At 63.3% G+C, this 16,898-nt stretch carries 17 protein-coding genes; 9 read left to right on the top strand and 8 right to left on the bottom strand.

Annotation, left to right across the window (positions count from 1 at the left end):
• Window positions 1-19: 19 nt before the first annotated feature.
• Genes LC343_RS08595 through LC343_RS08580 form a run of 4 tightly spaced genes read left to right on the top strand, consistent with a single transcriptional unit; the run spans window position 20 to window position 5,257 of the window.
• Window positions 20-1,261, top strand: a complete 1,242-nt coding sequence (locus LC343_RS08595; RefSeq protein ID WP_223476685.1) for a carbohydrate ABC transporter permease — start codon at window positions 20-22, stop codon at window positions 1,259-1,261.
• A 13-nt stretch (window positions 1,262-1,274) separates the two neighbouring features.
• Entirely contained in the window at window positions 1,275-2,432 is a 1,158-nt protein-coding gene (locus tag LC343_RS08590) for a carbohydrate ABC transporter permease (protein ID WP_223476684.1), read from the top strand.
• Between the two features lie 14 nt (window positions 2,433-2,446).
• Entirely contained in the window at window positions 2,447-4,117 is a 1,671-nt protein-coding gene (bglA, locus tag LC343_RS08585; protein WP_223476683.1) for a beta-galactosidase BglA, read from the top strand.
• 27 nt (window positions 4,118-4,144) lie between these two features.
• Window positions 4,145-5,257, top strand: a complete 1,113-nt coding sequence (locus tag LC343_RS08580) for an ABC transporter ATP-binding protein (RefSeq protein ID WP_223476682.1) — start codon at window positions 4,145-4,147, stop codon at window positions 5,255-5,257.
• Window positions 5,258-5,342: 85 nt separating this feature from the next.
• Here the strand turns inward: LC343_RS08580 and LC343_RS08575 are convergent, their stop codons facing one another.
• Together LC343_RS08575 and LC343_RS08570 are read right to left on the bottom strand one after the other, a co-directional pair.
• A complete protein-coding gene (locus tag LC343_RS08575) occupies window positions 5,343-6,536 on the bottom strand; it encodes a D-alanyl-D-alanine carboxypeptidase/D-alanyl-D-alanine-endopeptidase (protein ID WP_223476681.1) in 1,194 nt (397 codons plus the stop codon).
• A 105-nt stretch (window positions 6,537-6,641) separates the two neighbouring features.
• The gene (locus tag LC343_RS08570) at window positions 6,642-6,956 is read right to left on the bottom strand and encodes a nuclear transport factor 2 family protein (RefSeq protein WP_223476680.1); all 315 of its coding nucleotides are present in this window, start codon (window positions 6,954-6,956) and stop codon (window positions 6,642-6,644) included.
• Window positions 6,957-7,012: 56 nt separating this feature from the next.
• Here LC343_RS08570 and LC343_RS08565 point away from each other — a divergent pair, with 56 nt between their 5' ends.
• Complete coding sequence (locus LC343_RS08565) at window positions 7,013-7,396, top strand: winged helix-turn-helix transcriptional regulator (RefSeq protein WP_223476679.1); 384 nt, start codon at window positions 7,013-7,015, stop codon at window positions 7,394-7,396.
• Here LC343_RS08565 and LC343_RS08560 read toward each other — a convergent pair.
• The 4 genes from LC343_RS08560 to LC343_RS08545 all read right to left on the bottom strand — a co-directional run bounded on the left by LC343_RS08560 (window position 7,393) and on the right by LC343_RS08545 (window position 10,933).
• Window positions 7,393-8,268: an alpha/beta fold hydrolase gene (locus tag LC343_RS08560; RefSeq protein ID WP_223476678.1), complete on the bottom strand. Its 876-nt coding sequence runs from the start codon at window positions 8,266-8,268 to the stop codon at window positions 7,393-7,395. The genes LC343_RS08565 and LC343_RS08560 overlap by 4 nt on opposite strands.
• A 22-nt stretch (window positions 8,269-8,290) precedes the next feature.
• On the bottom strand, window positions 8,291-10,105 hold the full coding sequence (locus LC343_RS08555) for an IlvD/Edd family dehydratase (protein ID WP_223476677.1): 1,815 nt from the start codon (window positions 10,103-10,105) through the stop codon (window positions 8,291-8,293).
• Between the two features lie 66 nt (window positions 10,106-10,171).
• Window positions 10,172-10,384 carry a helix-turn-helix domain-containing protein gene (locus LC343_RS08550; RefSeq protein ID WP_223476676.1) on the bottom strand — a complete coding sequence of 71 codons (213 nt, stop codon included), beginning with the start codon at window positions 10,382-10,384 and terminating at the stop codon, window positions 10,172-10,174.
• A 3-nt stretch (window positions 10,385-10,387) separates the two neighbouring features.
• On the bottom strand, window positions 10,388-10,933 hold the full coding sequence (locus LC343_RS08545; RefSeq protein WP_223476675.1) for a DUF2975 domain-containing protein: 546 nt from the start codon (window positions 10,931-10,933) through the stop codon (window positions 10,388-10,390).
• Window positions 10,934-11,017: 84 nt separating this feature from the next.
• Here LC343_RS08545 and LC343_RS08540 point away from each other — a divergent pair, with 84 nt between their 5' ends.
• Window positions 11,018-11,635 (top strand): hypothetical protein, encoded by a 618-nt coding sequence (locus LC343_RS08540; RefSeq protein WP_223476674.1) that lies wholly within the window; start codon window positions 11,018-11,020, stop codon window positions 11,633-11,635.
• A gap of 174 nt (window positions 11,636-11,809) precedes the next feature.
• Here the strand turns inward: LC343_RS08540 and LC343_RS08535 are convergent, their stop codons facing one another.
• Both LC343_RS08535 and pgi read right to left on the bottom strand, forming a co-directional pair.
• Window positions 11,810-11,998 (bottom strand): hypothetical protein, encoded by a 189-nt coding sequence (locus tag LC343_RS08535; protein WP_223476673.1) that lies wholly within the window; start codon window positions 11,996-11,998, stop codon window positions 11,810-11,812.
• A 95-nt stretch (window positions 11,999-12,093) separates the two neighbouring features.
• Window positions 12,094-13,731: a glucose-6-phosphate isomerase gene (gene pgi / locus LC343_RS08530; RefSeq protein WP_223476672.1), complete on the bottom strand. Its 1,638-nt coding sequence runs from the start codon at window positions 13,729-13,731 to the stop codon at window positions 12,094-12,096.
• Between the two features lie 258 nt (window positions 13,732-13,989).
• Here pgi and LC343_RS08525 point away from each other — a divergent pair, with 258 nt between their 5' ends.
• The 3 genes from LC343_RS08525 to LC343_RS08515 all read left to right on the top strand — a co-directional run bounded on the left by LC343_RS08525 (window position 13,990) and on the right by LC343_RS08515 (window position 16,897).
• Window positions 13,990-14,769, top strand: coding sequence for an MBL fold metallo-hydrolase (locus tag LC343_RS08525; RefSeq protein WP_223476671.1), 780 nt, complete (start codon window positions 13,990-13,992; stop codon window positions 14,767-14,769).
• A 172-nt stretch (window positions 14,770-14,941) separates the two neighbouring features.
• Window positions 14,942-15,145, top strand: a complete 204-nt coding sequence (locus tag LC343_RS08520) for a hypothetical protein (RefSeq protein ID WP_223476670.1) — start codon at window positions 14,942-14,944, stop codon at window positions 15,143-15,145.
• A gap of 165 nt (window positions 15,146-15,310) precedes the next feature.
• Window positions 15,311-16,897 carry an ABC-F family ATP-binding cassette domain-containing protein gene (locus tag LC343_RS08515; protein ID WP_223476669.1) on the top strand — a complete coding sequence of 529 codons (1,587 nt, stop codon included), beginning with the start codon at window positions 15,311-15,313 and terminating at the stop codon, window positions 16,895-16,897.
• Window position 16,898: the final 1 nt, after the last annotated feature.

The raw sequence follows: 16,898 nt of genomic DNA, 5'->3' as shown, positions 1-16,898 counted from the left end.
GCGGTTTGGGGAGGAAACCATGCATCCAGCCCTGCAGGGATTGATCACGATCGTCGTCGGTGTCGGCGGATGTATCGGATATTTCTATCTGTCCAATGTCTTTGTCGACAAGGTTCTCTTCCCCGCCTCGGGGCCGCAGGCCGGTCGCAACATCAATCGGGCCAACATGGTCCGGCCCTGGCTGTTTCTTTTTCCCGCGATCTTCGCGCTCGGTCTCTATCTTGCCTATCCCGTTCTGGAAACGCTGCGTCTGTCGCTGACCGATCGCGATGCCGGCGGCGCTTTCGTCGGGCTGGCCAATTACAAGCAGATGGCCCAGGAGCCGAAATTCTGGGAAGCCATGCGCAACAACATGCTCTGGCTGATCGTGGTGCCGGCAGCTGCGACAGCCTTCGGCCTGCTGTCCGCGCAGCTCACCGACCGGATCAAGTGGGGCAATATCGCAAAGTCCCTGATCTTCATGCCGATGGCGATCTCGTTTGTCGGCGCCTCGGTGATCTTCAAGCTCGTCTACGACACGCGCCCCGCCGGCGAAGACCAGATCGGCGTCCTCAACGCATTGTGGATGTCCTTTGATGGCGGCGTCTTCTCGACGCTGTTCCTGCGCCTGCTTCCGGCGGCCATTCTTCTCGGCTTCGCGGCCTTTGTGCTCTACGGCGTCTATCTCATTGTGCGCCCGCTGATTTCGAGCGAGGCATCGCGCGGCGGCGGATCCTGGTGGGCCGCGCCGCTGCGTGTCGCGGTCGGGCTCGGTGGCGCGTGGCTCGTTTTCCTGTCGCTGCGCTCGGTGTTTCATCTCTTCACCGCAACGCTTCCCTATGGCGATCCGCAGACCTGGCTGACGATTCCGTACTGGAACAATTTCTTCCTGATGGTGGTGCTGATCTGGATCCAGACCGGTTTCGCGATGGTCATCCTGTCGGCCGCTTTGCGCGGCATTCCCGAGGAGACGATCGAGGCCGCGGTGATCGACGGCGCCAATCCGTTCGACATCTTCTTCAAGATCAAGGTGCCCCAGATCATGGGTACGATCGTGGTCGTCTGGACGACGATCACCCTGGTCGTCCTCAAGATCTTCGACATCGTCTTCGCGATGACCAACGGTCAATGGGAGACCCAGGTCCTCGCCAACTACATGTACGACAAGCTGTTCCGCGCCAATGACTGGGGCGTCGGTTCGGCCAGTGCCATCGTCATCATGCTGCTCGTTACGCCGATCCTCGTCTGGAACGTCTACAACGCGCGCAAGGAAATGCGCTGAGGAGGCCGGAACCATGTCATCGATCGCAGGTACCAAATCCGGACTGACCTGGGCGGTTCATATCTCCGTCCTGGCGCTCGTCCTCTTGTGGCTTTTCCCGACCGTCGGGCTCTTCGTGTCGTCCTTCCGCACCACCGACCAGATTTCGTCGAGCGGCTGGTGGAAGGCGATGTTCCCGCAGGAGCAGAACCTCGTTCTGCGCACGGCGGCGCCGGACACGCAGAAGCAGGATGGCGACCTTTTCGTTGTCGAGGGGAATATCTTCGCCGACAATAACGAGAGCCTCGAATCCGAGATTTCCGTGTGGGGCGTTTCCTCGCGGGCCATCGCCGACTATGTGCCGGGCGAGACCGCCGACATGGGCGATGACGGCCGCCTGACCGTCCAGGCCAATGGCGATTATCGGCTCGAAAACGATGTTGAACTGTCCGGAAGCCGCGGCGAGCGTGTTTTCGTGACGGCGGTCTCTCCGCCCAAATTCACGCTCGACAACTATGAGACAGTCCTGTTCAGCGGCACGGCGCGCGACAACATGGCCAAGGCGTTCTTCAACACGCTGACGGTGACGATCCCGGCCACAGTCATTCCGATCGTCATCGCGGCCTTTGCCGCCTATGCGCTGGCCTGGATGCGGTTTCCGGGCCGCGCGATCCTGATCGCGGCAGTCGTCGCACTGCTCGTCGTCCCGCTGCAACTCGCGCTCATTCCGTTGTTGCGGCTGCATCTGGGGATCGGCATTGGCAAGGGGTATCTCGGTGTCTGGCTCGCCCATACCGGGTTCGGCCTGCCGCTCGCGGTCTACCTGCTGCGCAACTACATGGTCGGCCTGCCGCGCGATATCATCGAGAACGCCAAGGTCGATGGCGCGACGGACTTCCAGATCTTCACGCGCATCGTCCTGCCGCTGTCCTTCCCGGCGCTGGCATCCTTCGCGATCTTCCAGTTCCTGTGGACCTGGAACGACCTGCTGGTGGCCAAGGTCTTCCTGATCGACGCGACCGGCGAGACGACCGTGATGACCAACCAGATCGTCGAGTTGCTGGGCACACGCGGCGGTAACTGGGAAATCCTGGCGACGGCGGCCTTCGTGTCGATCGCGGTGCCTCTGGTCGTCTTCTTTGCAATGCAACGCTATCTGGTGCGCGGCTTGCTGGCCGGCTCCGTCAAGTAAGGGTCTTTTCGTCCATGAGTGTGTTTGCTTCCGCGGCGCAGCTAACCGAACAGCACCTCCAGCCCGATCCGGACTGGTGGCGGGGCGCGGTGATCTACCAGATCTATCCGCGCTCCTACCAGGACTCCAACGGTGATGGCATCGGCGACCTGGCGGGTATCCGGCAGCGCCTGCACTACATCGCCAATCTCGGTGCGGATGCGATCTGGATTTCGCCTTTCTTCCCGTCGCCGATGAAGGATTTCGGCTACGACGTGACCGACTATCGCGGTGTCGATCCGATGTTCGGCAGCCTGGAGGACTTCCGCGTTCTCGTCGACGACGCTCATCACCTCGGTTTGAAGGTCATGATCGACCTCGTCATGTCGCATACGTCCGACCAGCATCCCTGGTTCGCCGAAAGCCGCTCCAACCGCGACAATCACAAGGCCGACTGGTATGTCTGGGCCGACGCGAAGCCGGACGGATCGCCGCCCAACAACTGGCTGTCGATCTTCGGCGGCTCGGCATGGGAGTGGGATTCGAACCGACTCCAGTATTACATGCACAATTTCCTGACGAGCCAGCCGGACCTGAACTTCCACAATCCGGATGTCCAGAACGAGCTGCTCGACATGGTGCATTTCTGGCTGGAACTCGGCGTCGACGGCTTCCGCCTCGACACGATCAATTTCTACTTCCATTCGCAGTCGCTGAAGGACAATCCGCCGCTGCCGCCCGACCAGCGCAACGCCAAGACGGCGCCTGCGGTCAATCCCTACAATTATCAGGATCATCTCTTCGACAAGAGCCAGCCGGAGAATGTCGATTTCCTGAAACGGTTCCGGGCCGTGCTCGACGAGTTCCCGGCCGCGGCCGCTGTCGGCGAGGTCGGCGACAGCCAGCGGGACATGGAGATTCTCGCCGAATACACGGCGGGCAATGACCGCATCCACATGTGCTACGCCTTCGATTTTCTCGCCCCCGATCCGCTGACGGCGGAAAAGGTGCGCGAGGTTGTCGAGAAATTCGAGAGGGGCGCGCCGGACGGGTGGTCCTGCTGGGCGTTTTCCAACCATGACGTCGTGCGGCACGCCTCGCGCTGGGGCGCCTTTGAGCGCGATCCGGAGCGTTATCTCCGTGTCGTCGCCGGCATTCTGTTCACCCTGCGCGGTTCGGTCAGCATCTACCAGGGCGAGGAGCTCGGTCTGCCCGAGGCCGACATTTCCTATGAGGATCTGCAGGATCCATACGGCATTCGCTTCTGGCCGAAATTCAAGGGCCGCGACGGTGCGCGCACGCCGATGGTCTGGTCGTCGAACCTGCCGAATGGCGGTTTCACCACGGGCAAGCCCTGGCTGCCCGTGCCGGACATCCACCGCGCCATGGCCGTCGATACGCAGCAGGGCCGCTCCGGCAGCATCTACGCGTTCTATCGCGACTTCCTCGAGTTTCGCCGCAGCAATCAGGCGCTCGTCAAGGGAACGCTTACATTCATAGATACGCCTGATGATGTCGTTGCCTATATCCGCGACGACGGCGAAACGAAGATACTGTGCGCGTTCAACCTCAACCATGGACCGGCGGAGTTCGAGACGGGGCTCGGCCTTGTGCGTCTCAATTCGCCCCTGGATGGCGAGGTCGGGGACGACGGCGTGGTTAGATTGAAAGCACTTGGCGGATTTGTCGGTCGCGTGAAATCATGACGCGCGGCAGGTGAGGGAGGAAAGACCATGGCAGAACTGAAACTGACGAATCTCGACAAGGCCTACGGCCAGGTGAAGGTGCTGCACGGCATCAACCTTCATATCGAGAAGGGCGAGTTCATCGTCTTCGTCGGACCGTCCGGGTGCGGCAAGTCCACGCTCCTGCGCTGCATCGCAGGGCTGGAACAGATCACCGGCGGCACGCTGGAAATCGACGGCATGGTGGTCAATGACGTGCCGCCTTCGCAGCGCGGCATCGCCATGGTGTTCCAGACCTACGCGCTCTATCCGCACATGACCGTTTACGACAACATGGCCTTCGGCCTGCGGCTCGCCAAGTTCTCCAAGGACGAGATCGATCGCCGCGTCCAGAACGCCGCCAATATCCTGCAGTTGACGCCGTATCTCGACCGCCTGCCCAAGGCGCTCTCCGGCGGACAGCGCCAGCGCGTCGCCATCGGGCGTTCGATCTGCCGCGATCCGAAGGTCTTCCTGTTCGACGAGCCGCTCTCGAACCTCGACGCCGCACTGCGCGTCGCCACCCGTATCGAGATCGCCAAGCTCAACGAGTCGATGCCCGACACGACCATGATCTACGTCACCCACGACCAGGTCGAGGCGATGACGCTGGCCGACCGTATCGTCGTGCTGCGCGGCGGTTACATCGAGCAGGTCGGTGCGCCGATGGAGCTTTACCACCGCCCGGCCAACCTCTTCGTCGCCCAGTTCATCGGCTCGCCGGCCATGAACATCCTCTCCGCCACCGTGTCATCGGTTTCCGACAGCGCGATCGAGGTGGATGTGGCCCATGCCGGGAAGGCGTCCCTTCCGTTCGGCGCCGATGCGGGTCTGACCGGAAAGTCGGTCAGCCTCGGCGTACGGCCCGAGGACCTGTATATCACGCCGGAGGGCGAGTCCGCGCTCATCACCGGCGAGATCGATATCGTCGAGGCGCTCGGCGAGGTCACGCTGCTTTACGTCCGCATGCCCGGGCATGAGGAGGCGATCATCGCCAAACTGTCCGGCGACGTTCAGGTCGAACGCGGCGATACGATCAGCCTTTCGGCCGGTTCGAACGTCCTGCACCTCTTCGACGCCGACGGCGCCTCGATCCTGAGGGCGCAGCAGAAAGCGGCCTGAACACGGATAGCCATCCTCCCGAAGGCCTCCTCCTTGCGCCAGGAGGAGGCCTTTTTCATGCCGCAGGGGATGAGCAGCGCCGGGTCTAGAGGCCCTGCTCGATGGCCTGGAGAATATGGAAACGCAGTTTGCCGGGCCCGCTGTTGAGCGAGATCACGAACCGCACATCGCCGTGACTGGACGTTTTGGCGAAACCGGCCAGCGTCCGGACGCCCGAAAACGTGCCTGTCTTGTAGCGGGAGCCCGCCTTGGTGCTGCGCATCAGCCGGGCATGGGGCGCGAAGAGATCAAGCAGCTTCGCGAGACCGCGCGCGGTGAAATGATTGCCGCGACTGATGCCCGAACCTTCCTCCAGATGGATCGAATTGGCGAGGCCGTGCCGTGCGAGGATATCGCGAGAAACGCGCAGCGACTTGTCGAGGCTGACCGGCCCGCCAAGGAGATCGGCGCCGATCTCCAGGAATATCTGGTTGGCGATATAGTTGTTCGAGCCGATCAGCATCAGTTTCAGGATTTCCGACAGCGGCCGTGACTGGCGGTGAACATGGATCGGCTCCAGGCCTGCCGGCACCGCCCCGATCGATATCTCGCCATCGACGGCGCCCCCGGCCTTCTCGATAAAGGCGGCCAGCAGTTCGCCCGCATATCGGACGCTGATCTCCGGGTTTTCCTGAGCAAGGCTGATGCGGCTGCGGCCGTTTGGCGCGCGCGCCAGAAACTGGCTGATCGCCAGCGGGGTGATCGGCGTCTGTTCCTCCGCCGACCGCACGGTCTTGCCGTCGCGCACGGCATTGATCGTGTTGAAATTGACCGCGAGCGCGGAATTCAGGGCGTCATAGGATTCGCCGGTGTTCTCGATCCCCGGAATGACGAGATCGGTCGGGTAGTAGCTGCCATCGAGAACCACGGCGCTGAATGGTTCGGAACCGGTCGCGGCGAGAAGCGCCGGCGCGATGAGCGCCAGTTCCTCGGACACCAGGAATGGGTCGCCGCCGCCGCGTACGTAAAGCACCCGTTTGTCGTCCATGTAGAACCGGGTTTCGAAACGATAGTCCGCGCCGAGCACCTCCAGCGCTAGCCATGCGGTGACGACTTTTGTGACCGAAGCGGGAACGAAGGGCTCGTCGGTATTCTGCGCGATCAGTTCGTTGCCGTCCTTGTCGAGAACGAGCACCAGTCCGGACGGCGCCTGTTTCGCGATCGTGTCCTTCACATCGGCCCGGGCCGGTAAGGCCGCAAGCAGCACGATGCAGACAAAGGCGATCAGGCGATGGCACATGGCGGCTCCGTCACGGATAGGGCGCGTTGAAAACGACCCTAGCGTCACGCGTGGATCAGGCAAAGCCCTTCCGGCCACTGGTTAGAAGTCCGGGCACGAAGCACCTCACGAGATTTCCAGCCGACTGATCAGGTCGCCTTCCAGATCGAATACATTGTCCAGGTCGACCGGACTTCCCTTGAAGTTGCCGGAGACGCGGGTCGCCACTGTCACGCGGTTCCCGTCACGGCGGACCGAGAGGATCTCGTGGCTGAAACTGATCTTTCCGACTTCCTCGCGCCATTTCAGGATTTCGTCGCGCCCGCGATGGGTGTTGCGTTCGTCGACGGCGATGCCGTCCTGCGTGAAGCACTTTGCAATGCCTTCCGGTGTGTCGGCGGAGAAATAGTCTGCGATGGGGGTGGGGAGCGTATCTGTCATCGGGGTCGTTCCGTATGATGTTGCAGTGGGCGCATATCTGCGGATAACCTGACTGTATGACAAGAACGGACAAAAAAGTCGGGTACTCACCAAAAAGTAAGTTACAAGCCCCGGCGCATGACTACACCCGCGAAACCGCAGCATCCGGTGTGGAAAGCGCTCTCAAGATATTGGAGGGTCGCTGGAAGCTGGTGATCCTGTTTCACCTGTTTGGCGGCCGCGTCATGCGCTTCTCGGACCTCGAACGCGCCATCCCGGACGTGTCCCAGAAGATGCTGATTCAGCAGTTGCGGCAGCTCGAAGCCGACGGCATCGTACATCGCACGGTCTACCCGCAAGTGCCGCCCAAGGTCGAATACAGGCTGACGGAATGGGGCCAGGATCTATGCCCAGCCCTCGACGCCCTGCTCACGTGGGCGGCGGCGCGGCCGCATGTCTAGAAGCCGGGTCCGGTGGGCGGCGTGAGGCCTGCCACCTGCCGCATGAACTCTGTCATCTCCGCGATCATGACGAGGATCGCAGCCTGCGGGATTTCGTGGCCGACGCCCTTCAGGACGACGAGGCGCGCTCGGGGGATCGCGGTCGCCAGCGCTTCGCCGTTCGCCAATGGAAGGATCGGGTCCTGTTCGCCGTGTATGACGAGCACCGGCTGGGAGATGCGTGCTGTCGCGTCATGCCAGTCGTCGCGGACCGTCAACATGCCGTGATTGAAGGCGCTGCGCATGTCGCGCGCGCGGCCGAGTTCGGCGTCGATGCGGCGCAATTCCCGCTCCGCGTCGAACGGATTGCCGCCTGCCGAAAGGCGTGCCGCCTCCAGCATGAAATCCCTCACCGCGCCGTGGTCTGACCAGTCGAGCGTTTCCATCGCCGCGAAATGCAGCATGAATTCCGGCGCGATGCCCGGGAGGTCCGGCCCTGTCCAACCAAGTGGTTCGGTGCCGATCAGTGTCAGCGACAGGACCCGCTCCGGCTGGCGCAGGGCGACCATTTGCGCGATGTAGCCGCCGAGCGACATGCCGGCCACGTGCGCTCTATCGAGATTGTAGCCGTCCATGACCGAGAGCAGGTCGTCCGCGAGGTCCTCGGCTGCATAGGGTGCTTCTCCAGGCGGATAGGACGTGGAGCATCCGGTATCGCGGTGATCGTAGCGGATGACATGGTATCCCGACTTCGCCAGCCCCTCGCAGAAATCGCGCGGCCACCACAGTTTCGAGGCGGTGGCGCCCATTGCCAGCACGAGCGCCGGGTTGCCCGCGTCGCCGAAACTCTCCGTGGAGATTTCGATATCGCTGGCCCTGACGACGCGTTCCATGGCGGCTTTCCTATCCCGGCCGTCAGTGATTGTCGCGCGGCACACCCTGCGTTTCAGCAACCTTCTGGTATTTGACCGCGGGCTTGAGCACCATGCCTTCCGAGAGCTGGTCGACGATGCCGCGCTGGATTTCCTGCCAGGGCGTCTGGTGCGCCGGATAGGCATAGCCGCCGGCTTTCTCCAGCGCCTCGCGACGGGCCGAAAGCTCCTCGTCGGAGATCAGGATATTCGCCGTGCCCTTACCGAGATCGATGCGGAGGCGGTCGCCGTTCTCGAGAAGCGCGAGTCCGCCCATGGCGGCGGCTTCCGGAGAGGCATTGAGGATCGACGGCGATCCCGATGTGCCGGACTGGCGTCCATCGCCGATGCAGGGCAGTGACAGGATACCCTTTTTGATCAGGTAGTTCGGCGGCTGCATGTTCACGACTTCCGCCGCACCCGGATAGCCGATCGGACCGGCGCCGCGGATCACAAGCACCGTGTATTCGTCGATGTTTTCGGCCGGATCGTCGATGCGGGCGTGATAGTCTTCCGGTCCGTCGAACACCGCGACCTTGCCCTCGAAGGCTTCCGGGTCGTCGGGATTGGAAAGGTAACGCTTACGAAACTCCTCGGAGATCACGCTGGTCTTCATGATCGCGGAATCGAACAGGTTGCCCTTCAGGTTGATGAAGCCCGCATGGGCGACCAGCGGGTCGGAGACCGGGTGGATGACATCGGTGTTGAGGTTTTCGACCGTGCCGCAATTCTCGCCCATCGACTTGCCGTTTGCCGTGATCGCGTCCGGATGCGGTAGCAGGCCTTCCTTCATCAGTTCCATCACCACGGCCGGCACGCCGCCGGCATGGCAATAGTCCTCGCCGAGATATTCGCCGGCCGGCTGCAGGTTGACGAGAAGCGGGATCCGGTGGCCGAGCGCCTGCCAGTCGTCATTGTCCAGTTTCACGCCGACATGGCGGGCGATGGCGTTCAGGTGAACCGGCGCGTTGGTCGAGCCGCCGATGGCCGAGTTGACCACGATGGCGTTCTCGAAGGCCTCGCGCGTCATGATGTCGGAGGGTTTCAGGTCCTCGTGCACCATCTCCACGATGCGCTTTCCGGTCTCATGGGAAATCTGGCCGCGCTCGCGATAGGGAGCGGGAATGGCCGCTGAGCCGGGCAACTGCATGCCGAGCGCCTCGGCCAGCGAATTCATCGTCGTCGCCGTGCCCATCGTGTTGCAATAACCGACCGACGGCGCCGACGAGGCCACGATGTCCATGAACTCGTCATAGTCGATCTCGCCGGCGGAAAGCCGTTCGCGCGATTTCCAGACGATCGTGCCCGAACCGGTACGTTCGCCGCGATGCCAGCCGTTGAGCATCGGACCCACCGACAAGGCGATTGCGGGGATATTCACGGTCGCGGCGGCCATCAACAGCGCCGGCGTGGTCTTGTCGCAGCCGATGGTCAGCACGACACCGTCCAGCGGATAGCCGTAAAGCACCTCGACCAGCGACAGATAGGCGAGATTGCGGTCCAGCGAGGCGGTCGGACGTTTGCCGGTTTCCTGGATCGGATGGCAGGGAAACTCGAACGGTATGCCGCCCGCCGCGACGATGCCGTCGCGCACCCGCTTGGCCAGTTCGACATGGTGACGATTGCAGGGTGAGAGATCGGAGCCGGTCTGCGCGATGCCGATGATCGGCTTGCCCGACTGCAATTCCTCGCGCGTCAGCCCGTAATTCAGATAGCGCTCCAGATAGAGCGCCGTCATGCCGGGATTGTCCGGATTGTCGAACCATTGCTGGCTGCGCAGTTTCGTTCCGCCCGTGCTCGTCTTGCCGTTGCTTGTCATCGCGTCCTCTCGCCTTGTAGGTCAGCGTTAGGGCAACGCAGGCGAGCCCGCAAGTCTGTCGCAACCTTATCCGCCGTCGGGCGAGTATTCCAAAAGGTCGCCGGGCTGGCAGTCGAGAATGGCGCAGATCTTTTCAAGTGTCTCGAAGCGTACGCCGCGCACCTTGCCCGATTTCAGCAGAGACACGTTCTGCTCGGTGATGCCGATCGCCTCCGCCAGTTCCTTCGAGCGCATCTTGCGTTTCGCCAGCATGACGTCGAGATGTACAATGATGGCCATGGCTCAGACGAAGCTTTTGTTTTCCTGCTCGATCTCGCTGCCGAGGACGAGCGCGTGCGCCACCAGCAGGAAGACCCCGGCGAGGAAGATCGAGAAAAACTGGGTGCCCTCTATACCAATTGTCAGTTGCCGTTCGCCGGGCGGGTTGCCCATCGACAGCAGCAGGATCGTCAGCGTGCGCGACACCGTCGCATAGATCGCCAGCACGAACAGTGTCATCCCGGCCCGGCGCATCCATCTCGCTGCCTCCTGGCTCAGGATCCTGCCTTGTCCGGTCAGCGAGAACATCCGCATAAGGCATTGGATCGCGTGGATCATCAGGCCGATGGCGATCCAGCCGAGGACGAGGCTGACGATGCGTGCCGGTAGAGAGACCGTTGCGGGATCGCGCACGACGTCCGGGAAGGCGCGCGTGAGAATGCCTGCGTCGGCAATCGTCATCGCGGTCAGCACGGCGCCGCCCACGGCCAGCCCCGCGATGAGCGCGATCGAGAATCCGTAGAGAATGCGGCTGAGCCGCTTCAGTCGGTCGATTGTGTGTTGCGACATTGAGGGCCTCATCAAAAAATGTTTGTATTTATTATCGTATAACAATAAGAAATGGCTGTAAAGAGTGAAATCGCGGAGTTACCGATGTCGTCGTTTATCACCCGCGGATTGCCATGCCGTGCGGCCGCCTTTCTGCCTGTTCTTCTTGTCTCCCTTGCGCTTTCCGGCTGTGCCGCGCTCGGCACGCCGCCTGCCAGTGCGCTGAAACTTGCCCGCATGAGTCCCATGGAAGCCGATCCAGGCGCGATCCGCTTTGCCTTGGCGACGCCCTCTTACCTGCGGCTTCGCGAGGGGGATATCACCGTGACGGTCCGCTACGACACGGGTGACCCGGAGACGAGTTTCCTGGAGCAATACAAGCCGATCATCACGGACGAGACGGCGTCTGCGCCCGGCCTGCCCCCGCATGCCGGCAGCGCCCGTCTTGTCGTTGCCCGGTTCGACCAGGCCGACAGCGAGGCGTTCCGCGCCATGCAGGCGCGGGTCAAGGCCTACAAGGCAGCTGGCGGGAATGGGAAAGGATCGCTGACGGTCGGCGCGACCGGTTGCCGAACCGCGCCGGTTCCGGCCGGCCCCATCCGCATGTCGGCGTGGCTCCGGGCTGAAGCCGACGAACCCTATTTCGCGCTGATGCGCGATGTCGATATGCGCAGAACGCTTGAAAAGGCCGGTGCCGATACCGGCCTGATACCGCAGTGCTGATGCTGCGGCGACCTTAAGTGTGGGGGCGGCGCGAACGCCGTCCCTCTGCATCCGGGTTCAGCCGTTGGACAGCGGCAGCGCGCACGCCCTGAGACAATCACCGACGGGCGTTCCCATGAAATGCCGCCCGCCGCCATGGATGGCGACGAACTCGAGGTCGTCCGCTGGTTCGGGTCAGGCGAGGGTAAGCTGCATCATGCCGAGCGCGACGAGACAGATCGCGAAGAAGAGGCCGGCCGTGATGACGCCGGTCTCCGACGCCGCCCGCATCCGGTTCTCGCGCCGAACATGCCAGGCCGATTTTCCGGCCGGGTAGGGAATGCGCGGATCGTTGTCATTGCGGGGGTCGAATATGTCGGTCATCGCGGCGTTCCTCTTTCGAATGGAATCCGTGATGTGAACGTCTCACCTAGGGGAAGGTTCCCCGCAAGGCGCGCTCCGCACCCCCTCTTTCGGGATCAAACGGCCTTCAGATCGCGCACATGCGATACGAGCGCAGCTGTTGATGCATCGCGTTCCGCAAGCCCTTCTCCGGTTTCGACGACCGGCAACAGCGCCGTGGCGAGTTCCTTGCCCAGTTCCACGCCCCACTGGTCGAAGGCGTTGATGCCGTAAAGCTGCGCCTCGACGAAAACCCGGTGCTCGTAGAGTGCGATGATGCGGCCGAGCGCAAAGGGGTCGAGCGTGTCGTAGGCGATCGTGATCGAGGGACGGTTGCCAGTAAAGACGCGATGCGGCGCGAGTTCCGCCGCCTTCGCCTCGTCCACGCCCTTGTCGAGAAGCTGAGCCTTGGCCTCCTCGAACGTCCGGCCCTTCATCAACGCCTCGGACTGGGCGAAACAATTGGCGAGCAGCAGATCGTGATGCTGGCGCAGCCCCGGTTCGTGGCCATTGGCGGCGACGAGGAATTCCACGGGCACAATGTCGGTTCCCTGGTGGAGAAGCTGGAAGAAGGCGTGCTGTCCGTTTGTGCCCGGTTCGCCCCAGACGATCGGCCCGGAAACGCCATCGACCGGATCGCCCGACAGGGTGACGCCCTTGCCGTTCGATTCCATATCGAGTTGCTGCAGATAGGCGGGCAGGCGCGCCAGTCGTTGGTCGTAGGGAATGACCGCACGGGACGGGTAGCCGGAAATAGCCCTGTGCCAGTACCCGACGAGGCCGAGCATCATCGGCAGGTTTTCGCGCATCGGGGCGGATCGGAAATGATTGTCGATCGCATGAGCGCCGTCGAGAAGCCGGCCGAAACTCTCGGGACCGACCGCCAGCATGATCGGCAGGCCGATGGCGCTCCATAGCGAATAGCGTCCGCCGACCCAGTCCCAGAAACCGAAGGTTCGCTCGGCGGAGATGCCGAAGGCGTCAACCTTGTCGAGCGCCGTGGAAACGGCGCAGAAATGCGCGCCGACGGCCTCTTCGCCGCAGGCATTGACCAGCCATGCGCGAGCCGTCGCGGCGTTTGTCATGGTTTCGATGGTGGTGAAGGTCTTCGACGCGACGACGAACAGCGTGCGCACCGGATCGAGCCCGGCCAGCGTGTCGGCCATATGCGCGCCATCGACATTGGAGACGAAGTGACAGCGCGGCCCGTCATGGTACGGGGAGAGCGCCAGCACGGTCATGGCCGGCCCGAGGTCCGAGCCGCCGATACCGATATTCACGATGTCGGTGAACGGGGCGCCGGAGGCTCCCTTGATCGTGCCGGCGCGCACGCCATGGCAGAAATCGGCCATCGCCGCGAGCACCGCATTGACGTCGGGCATCACGTTCTCGCCGTCGACCGTCACCGGCGTGTTGGAGCGGTTGCGCAGGGCCGTATGCAGCACGGCGCGGTCTTCGGTTGTGTTGATCTTCTCGCCGGCGAACATCGCGTCGCGCCGGCCTTCGACGTCGCAGGCCTGCGCGAGGTCTTCGAGCAGCGAGAGCGTCGTCTCGTCGACGCGGCATTTCGACCAGTCGAGCAGCATGTCGTCCAGGCGGGCGCTGTGGCGCGCAAACCGGTTGCCGTCACCCGCGAAGGCCGCGCGCATGTCGGTCGGCGCGCCGCTCTCGAAATGGCGCTTCAGGGCGTCTATGGCGGCTGACTTTGTCGGCATGGCGTTTCTCCGGTTTGGGCTGCCGCATGGCGGCCACAGGCTTTAAAGAACTTGGCCGTCGCGAATGCAAGATGCGGGGCGCGACGCCTGGGGTTGGGCCGTGCTCCGGCGTGCCTGCCGCCCGAGGTCCCGGGATGCGCATTCGGTCACGTTCACAATCGGGTGATGAGGTCGGGTCAGATGACCATCGCGATTGAACCGGCCCGCGCCGACGCTACGTCTAACCCATTGTAACCGATCAACCGGAGGATATCGCCAATGAAACCGACACTGACCCGACGCCGCTTCGTAGCGACCGCTGCGGCCACCGCCGGCGCGGTAACCTTCCTGCCCTATGCGGCCCGCGCCCAGATGGGCGAAGGCGACATGTTCGCGACCGGTGGCGGCGACATTGCCGTGCATCCCGTGTCGCATGCGTCCTTCGTGATGAACACGCCGGCCGGCGTCATCTATTCCGATCCGGTCGGGGAAGCCGCCGCCTATGCGGATTTCGACGCCCCCGACCTGATCCTCGTGACGCATGAGCATGGCGATCACTACAATGCGGACACGCTGGCCGCGCTTGTCGGCGACAGCACGATGCTGATCACCAATCCCGCCGTGTACGAGATGCTGCCGGAAGAGCTGAAGGCGAAGGCCACCGCGATCGGCAACGGCGAATCGAGCGCGTTCAACGGCGTCGCCATCGACGCGATCCCCGCCTACAACACCACCGAAGGCCGGACGAACTTCCACCCGCAAGGCCGCGACAACGGCTACGTCCTGAGTTTCGACGGCTTCCGCGTCTACATTTCCGGCGACACCGAGGACATTCCGGAAATGCGTGCGCTGGAAAACATAGACCTCGCCTTCCTCTGCATGAACCTGCCCTTCACGATGGATGTCGAGCAGGCCGCTTCGGCCGTGACGGAGTTCATGCCGAAATACGTCTATCCCTACCACTATCGCGGCCGCGACGGCGGCACGCAGGATCCGTCCGAATTCGCCGCGCTGGTCGGCCAAGCTGTCGCGGTGAAGATGGGCGACTGGTACGCCTGACCCGGAAAAATAATTGTCTTGCGAAAAGCCCCGGATTTCCGGGGCTTTTCTTGTTGGCGAGGTGATGACTTCCGTTTTGTCTTTTTTTCGCCCCCGTTTTTTCATCCAATATGCATCTCGGTCCTGTAGGGGAGAGGGGCAGGTCGCAGGGGCCGGGGCAAAGGAGGATGACATGGAAACTACCGACCGGATGCATCCGCAAACCGGTGGCTTCGACGCCCGCGAGGGTATCAAGGCGCTGGAAAATCTTCGCCGCACGGCCTGGAAGGCGCTTCTGGACCTCGGCCTGACGGACGACGAGATCGTCGCCTATTTCGAAACCGATCCCGACATGGGCACGCCGGCGGACATGCCGGACGGTCGCGCCCTGCAGTAGGGTAACTGCTTTCTGTCCGTGAACTCCGCCGGGCGTGGCAGTCTTGAACGGCCGCGCCCGACGATCTAGATACTGCCCAGCTTCAATCGAACAGGATGTGTGCCGACATGGATTTCAACCCGAATGCAATGCCGCCTTGCCTTGCCCACGGGGAATTCCAGCTTCATGTCCGCCACAATCACACTTTCCAGCATTTCATGGTCCGCGCCTGACGGGACGTCCGTTCTTTCGGGCCTCGATCTTTCTTTCGGTCCGATCCGAACCGGCCTTGTCGGCCGCAACGGAACGGGCAAGTCGACCCTTCTGAACATCGTCGCCGGTAATCTGCCGCCGAGCGCGGGATCGGTTGCGGTCGGCGGATCCGTCGCCTTGTTACGCCAGGCGGTGACCGCGCCTGCCGGCGAGACGGTTGCCGGACTCTTCGGCGTGCGCGATGCGCTTGCGCTCCTGCAGCGCGCCGAGCGCGGTGAGGCGACCGCCGATGATCTGGCCGATGCCGACTGGACGCTCGAAGCCCGCATGGAAGCGGCGCTTGCCCGCCTGGGCCTCGATGTCTCTCCCGATACGACGCTTGCCACCCTGTCCGGCGGCCAGCAGACCCGCGCCCGTCTGGCGGCGCTTGTCTTCGTCGAACCGGATTTCCTGCTGCTCGACGAGCCGACCAACAATCTCGACCGCGAGGGCAGGGAGGCCGTCACGTCGCTTCTGGCCACGTGGCGCGCGGGCGCGATCGTGGTCAGCCATGACCGCGAATTACTGGAAACCATGGACGCGATTGTCGAACTCACCTCTTTGGGCGCCACCGCCTATGGCGGCAACTGGAGCCATTATGCGGAACGCAAGGCGCTCGAACTGGCCGCCGCGCATCACGAACTCGATGTCGCGGAAAAGCAGGAGGCCGATATCGCGCGCCGGAGCCGCCAGGCCGCCGAGCGCCAGGCGCGACGCGATTCCGCCGGCCGGCGCAAGAAGGCGGAAGGTGGCGTGCCGCGCATCCTGCTCGGCAAGATGAAGGACACCAGCGAAGCGACGGGAGGCGCCAAGGCGCGGCTTGCCGAACGGCGTCAGGGCGAGGCGGCGGAACAGGCCGCCGCGGCGCGCGAGCGCGTGGAGGTGCTCGATCCGCTGACCGTTTCCCTTCCCCCGACCGGCCTGCCGGCGGGCCGCACGGTGTTGGCGATGGAGGGGGTGACGGGCGGATATGATCCGGCGTCGCCCGTAATCCGCGACCTTGATTTCGTTCTCACCGGACCCGAGCGTGTCTCCGTGACCGGGCCGAACGGCTCCGGCAAGACGACCCTGCTTGCGCTGGCGACGGGCAGGCTCGCGCCGTTCGCCGGTATGGTGCGCGTCGCAGGCGATATCGCCTTTCTCGACCAGCAGATCACGATTCTCGACCCGTCACTCTCGATCCTCGAGAATTTCCGGCGCCTTCACCCGGACGCGACCGACAATGCCTGCCGCGCCGCGCTGGCGCGCTTCATGTTCCGTGCCGATGCGGCGCTCAGGCCGGTCGCCTCGCTGAGCGGCGGACAGATGCTGCGCGCCGGGCTCGCCTGCGTCTTCGGCGGCCCGAAACCGCCGGACCTTCTGGTCCTCGACGAACCGACAAACCATCTCGACATCGCGTCGATCGAAACCGTCGAGGCGGGCCTGCGCGCCTATGACGGCGCGCTGCTCGTCGTTAGCCATGACGAGACGTTTCTGGAGAATATCGGCGTGACCCGCCGGGTCGAACTACCGGCGGGATAGG

This window comes from Oricola indica, assembly GCF_019966595.1.
GTDB classification, from domain to species: Bacteria; Pseudomonadota; Alphaproteobacteria; order Rhizobiales; family Rhizobiaceae; genus Oricola; species Oricola indica.
This window is presented reverse-complemented; position numbering and strand designations above follow the sequence as displayed.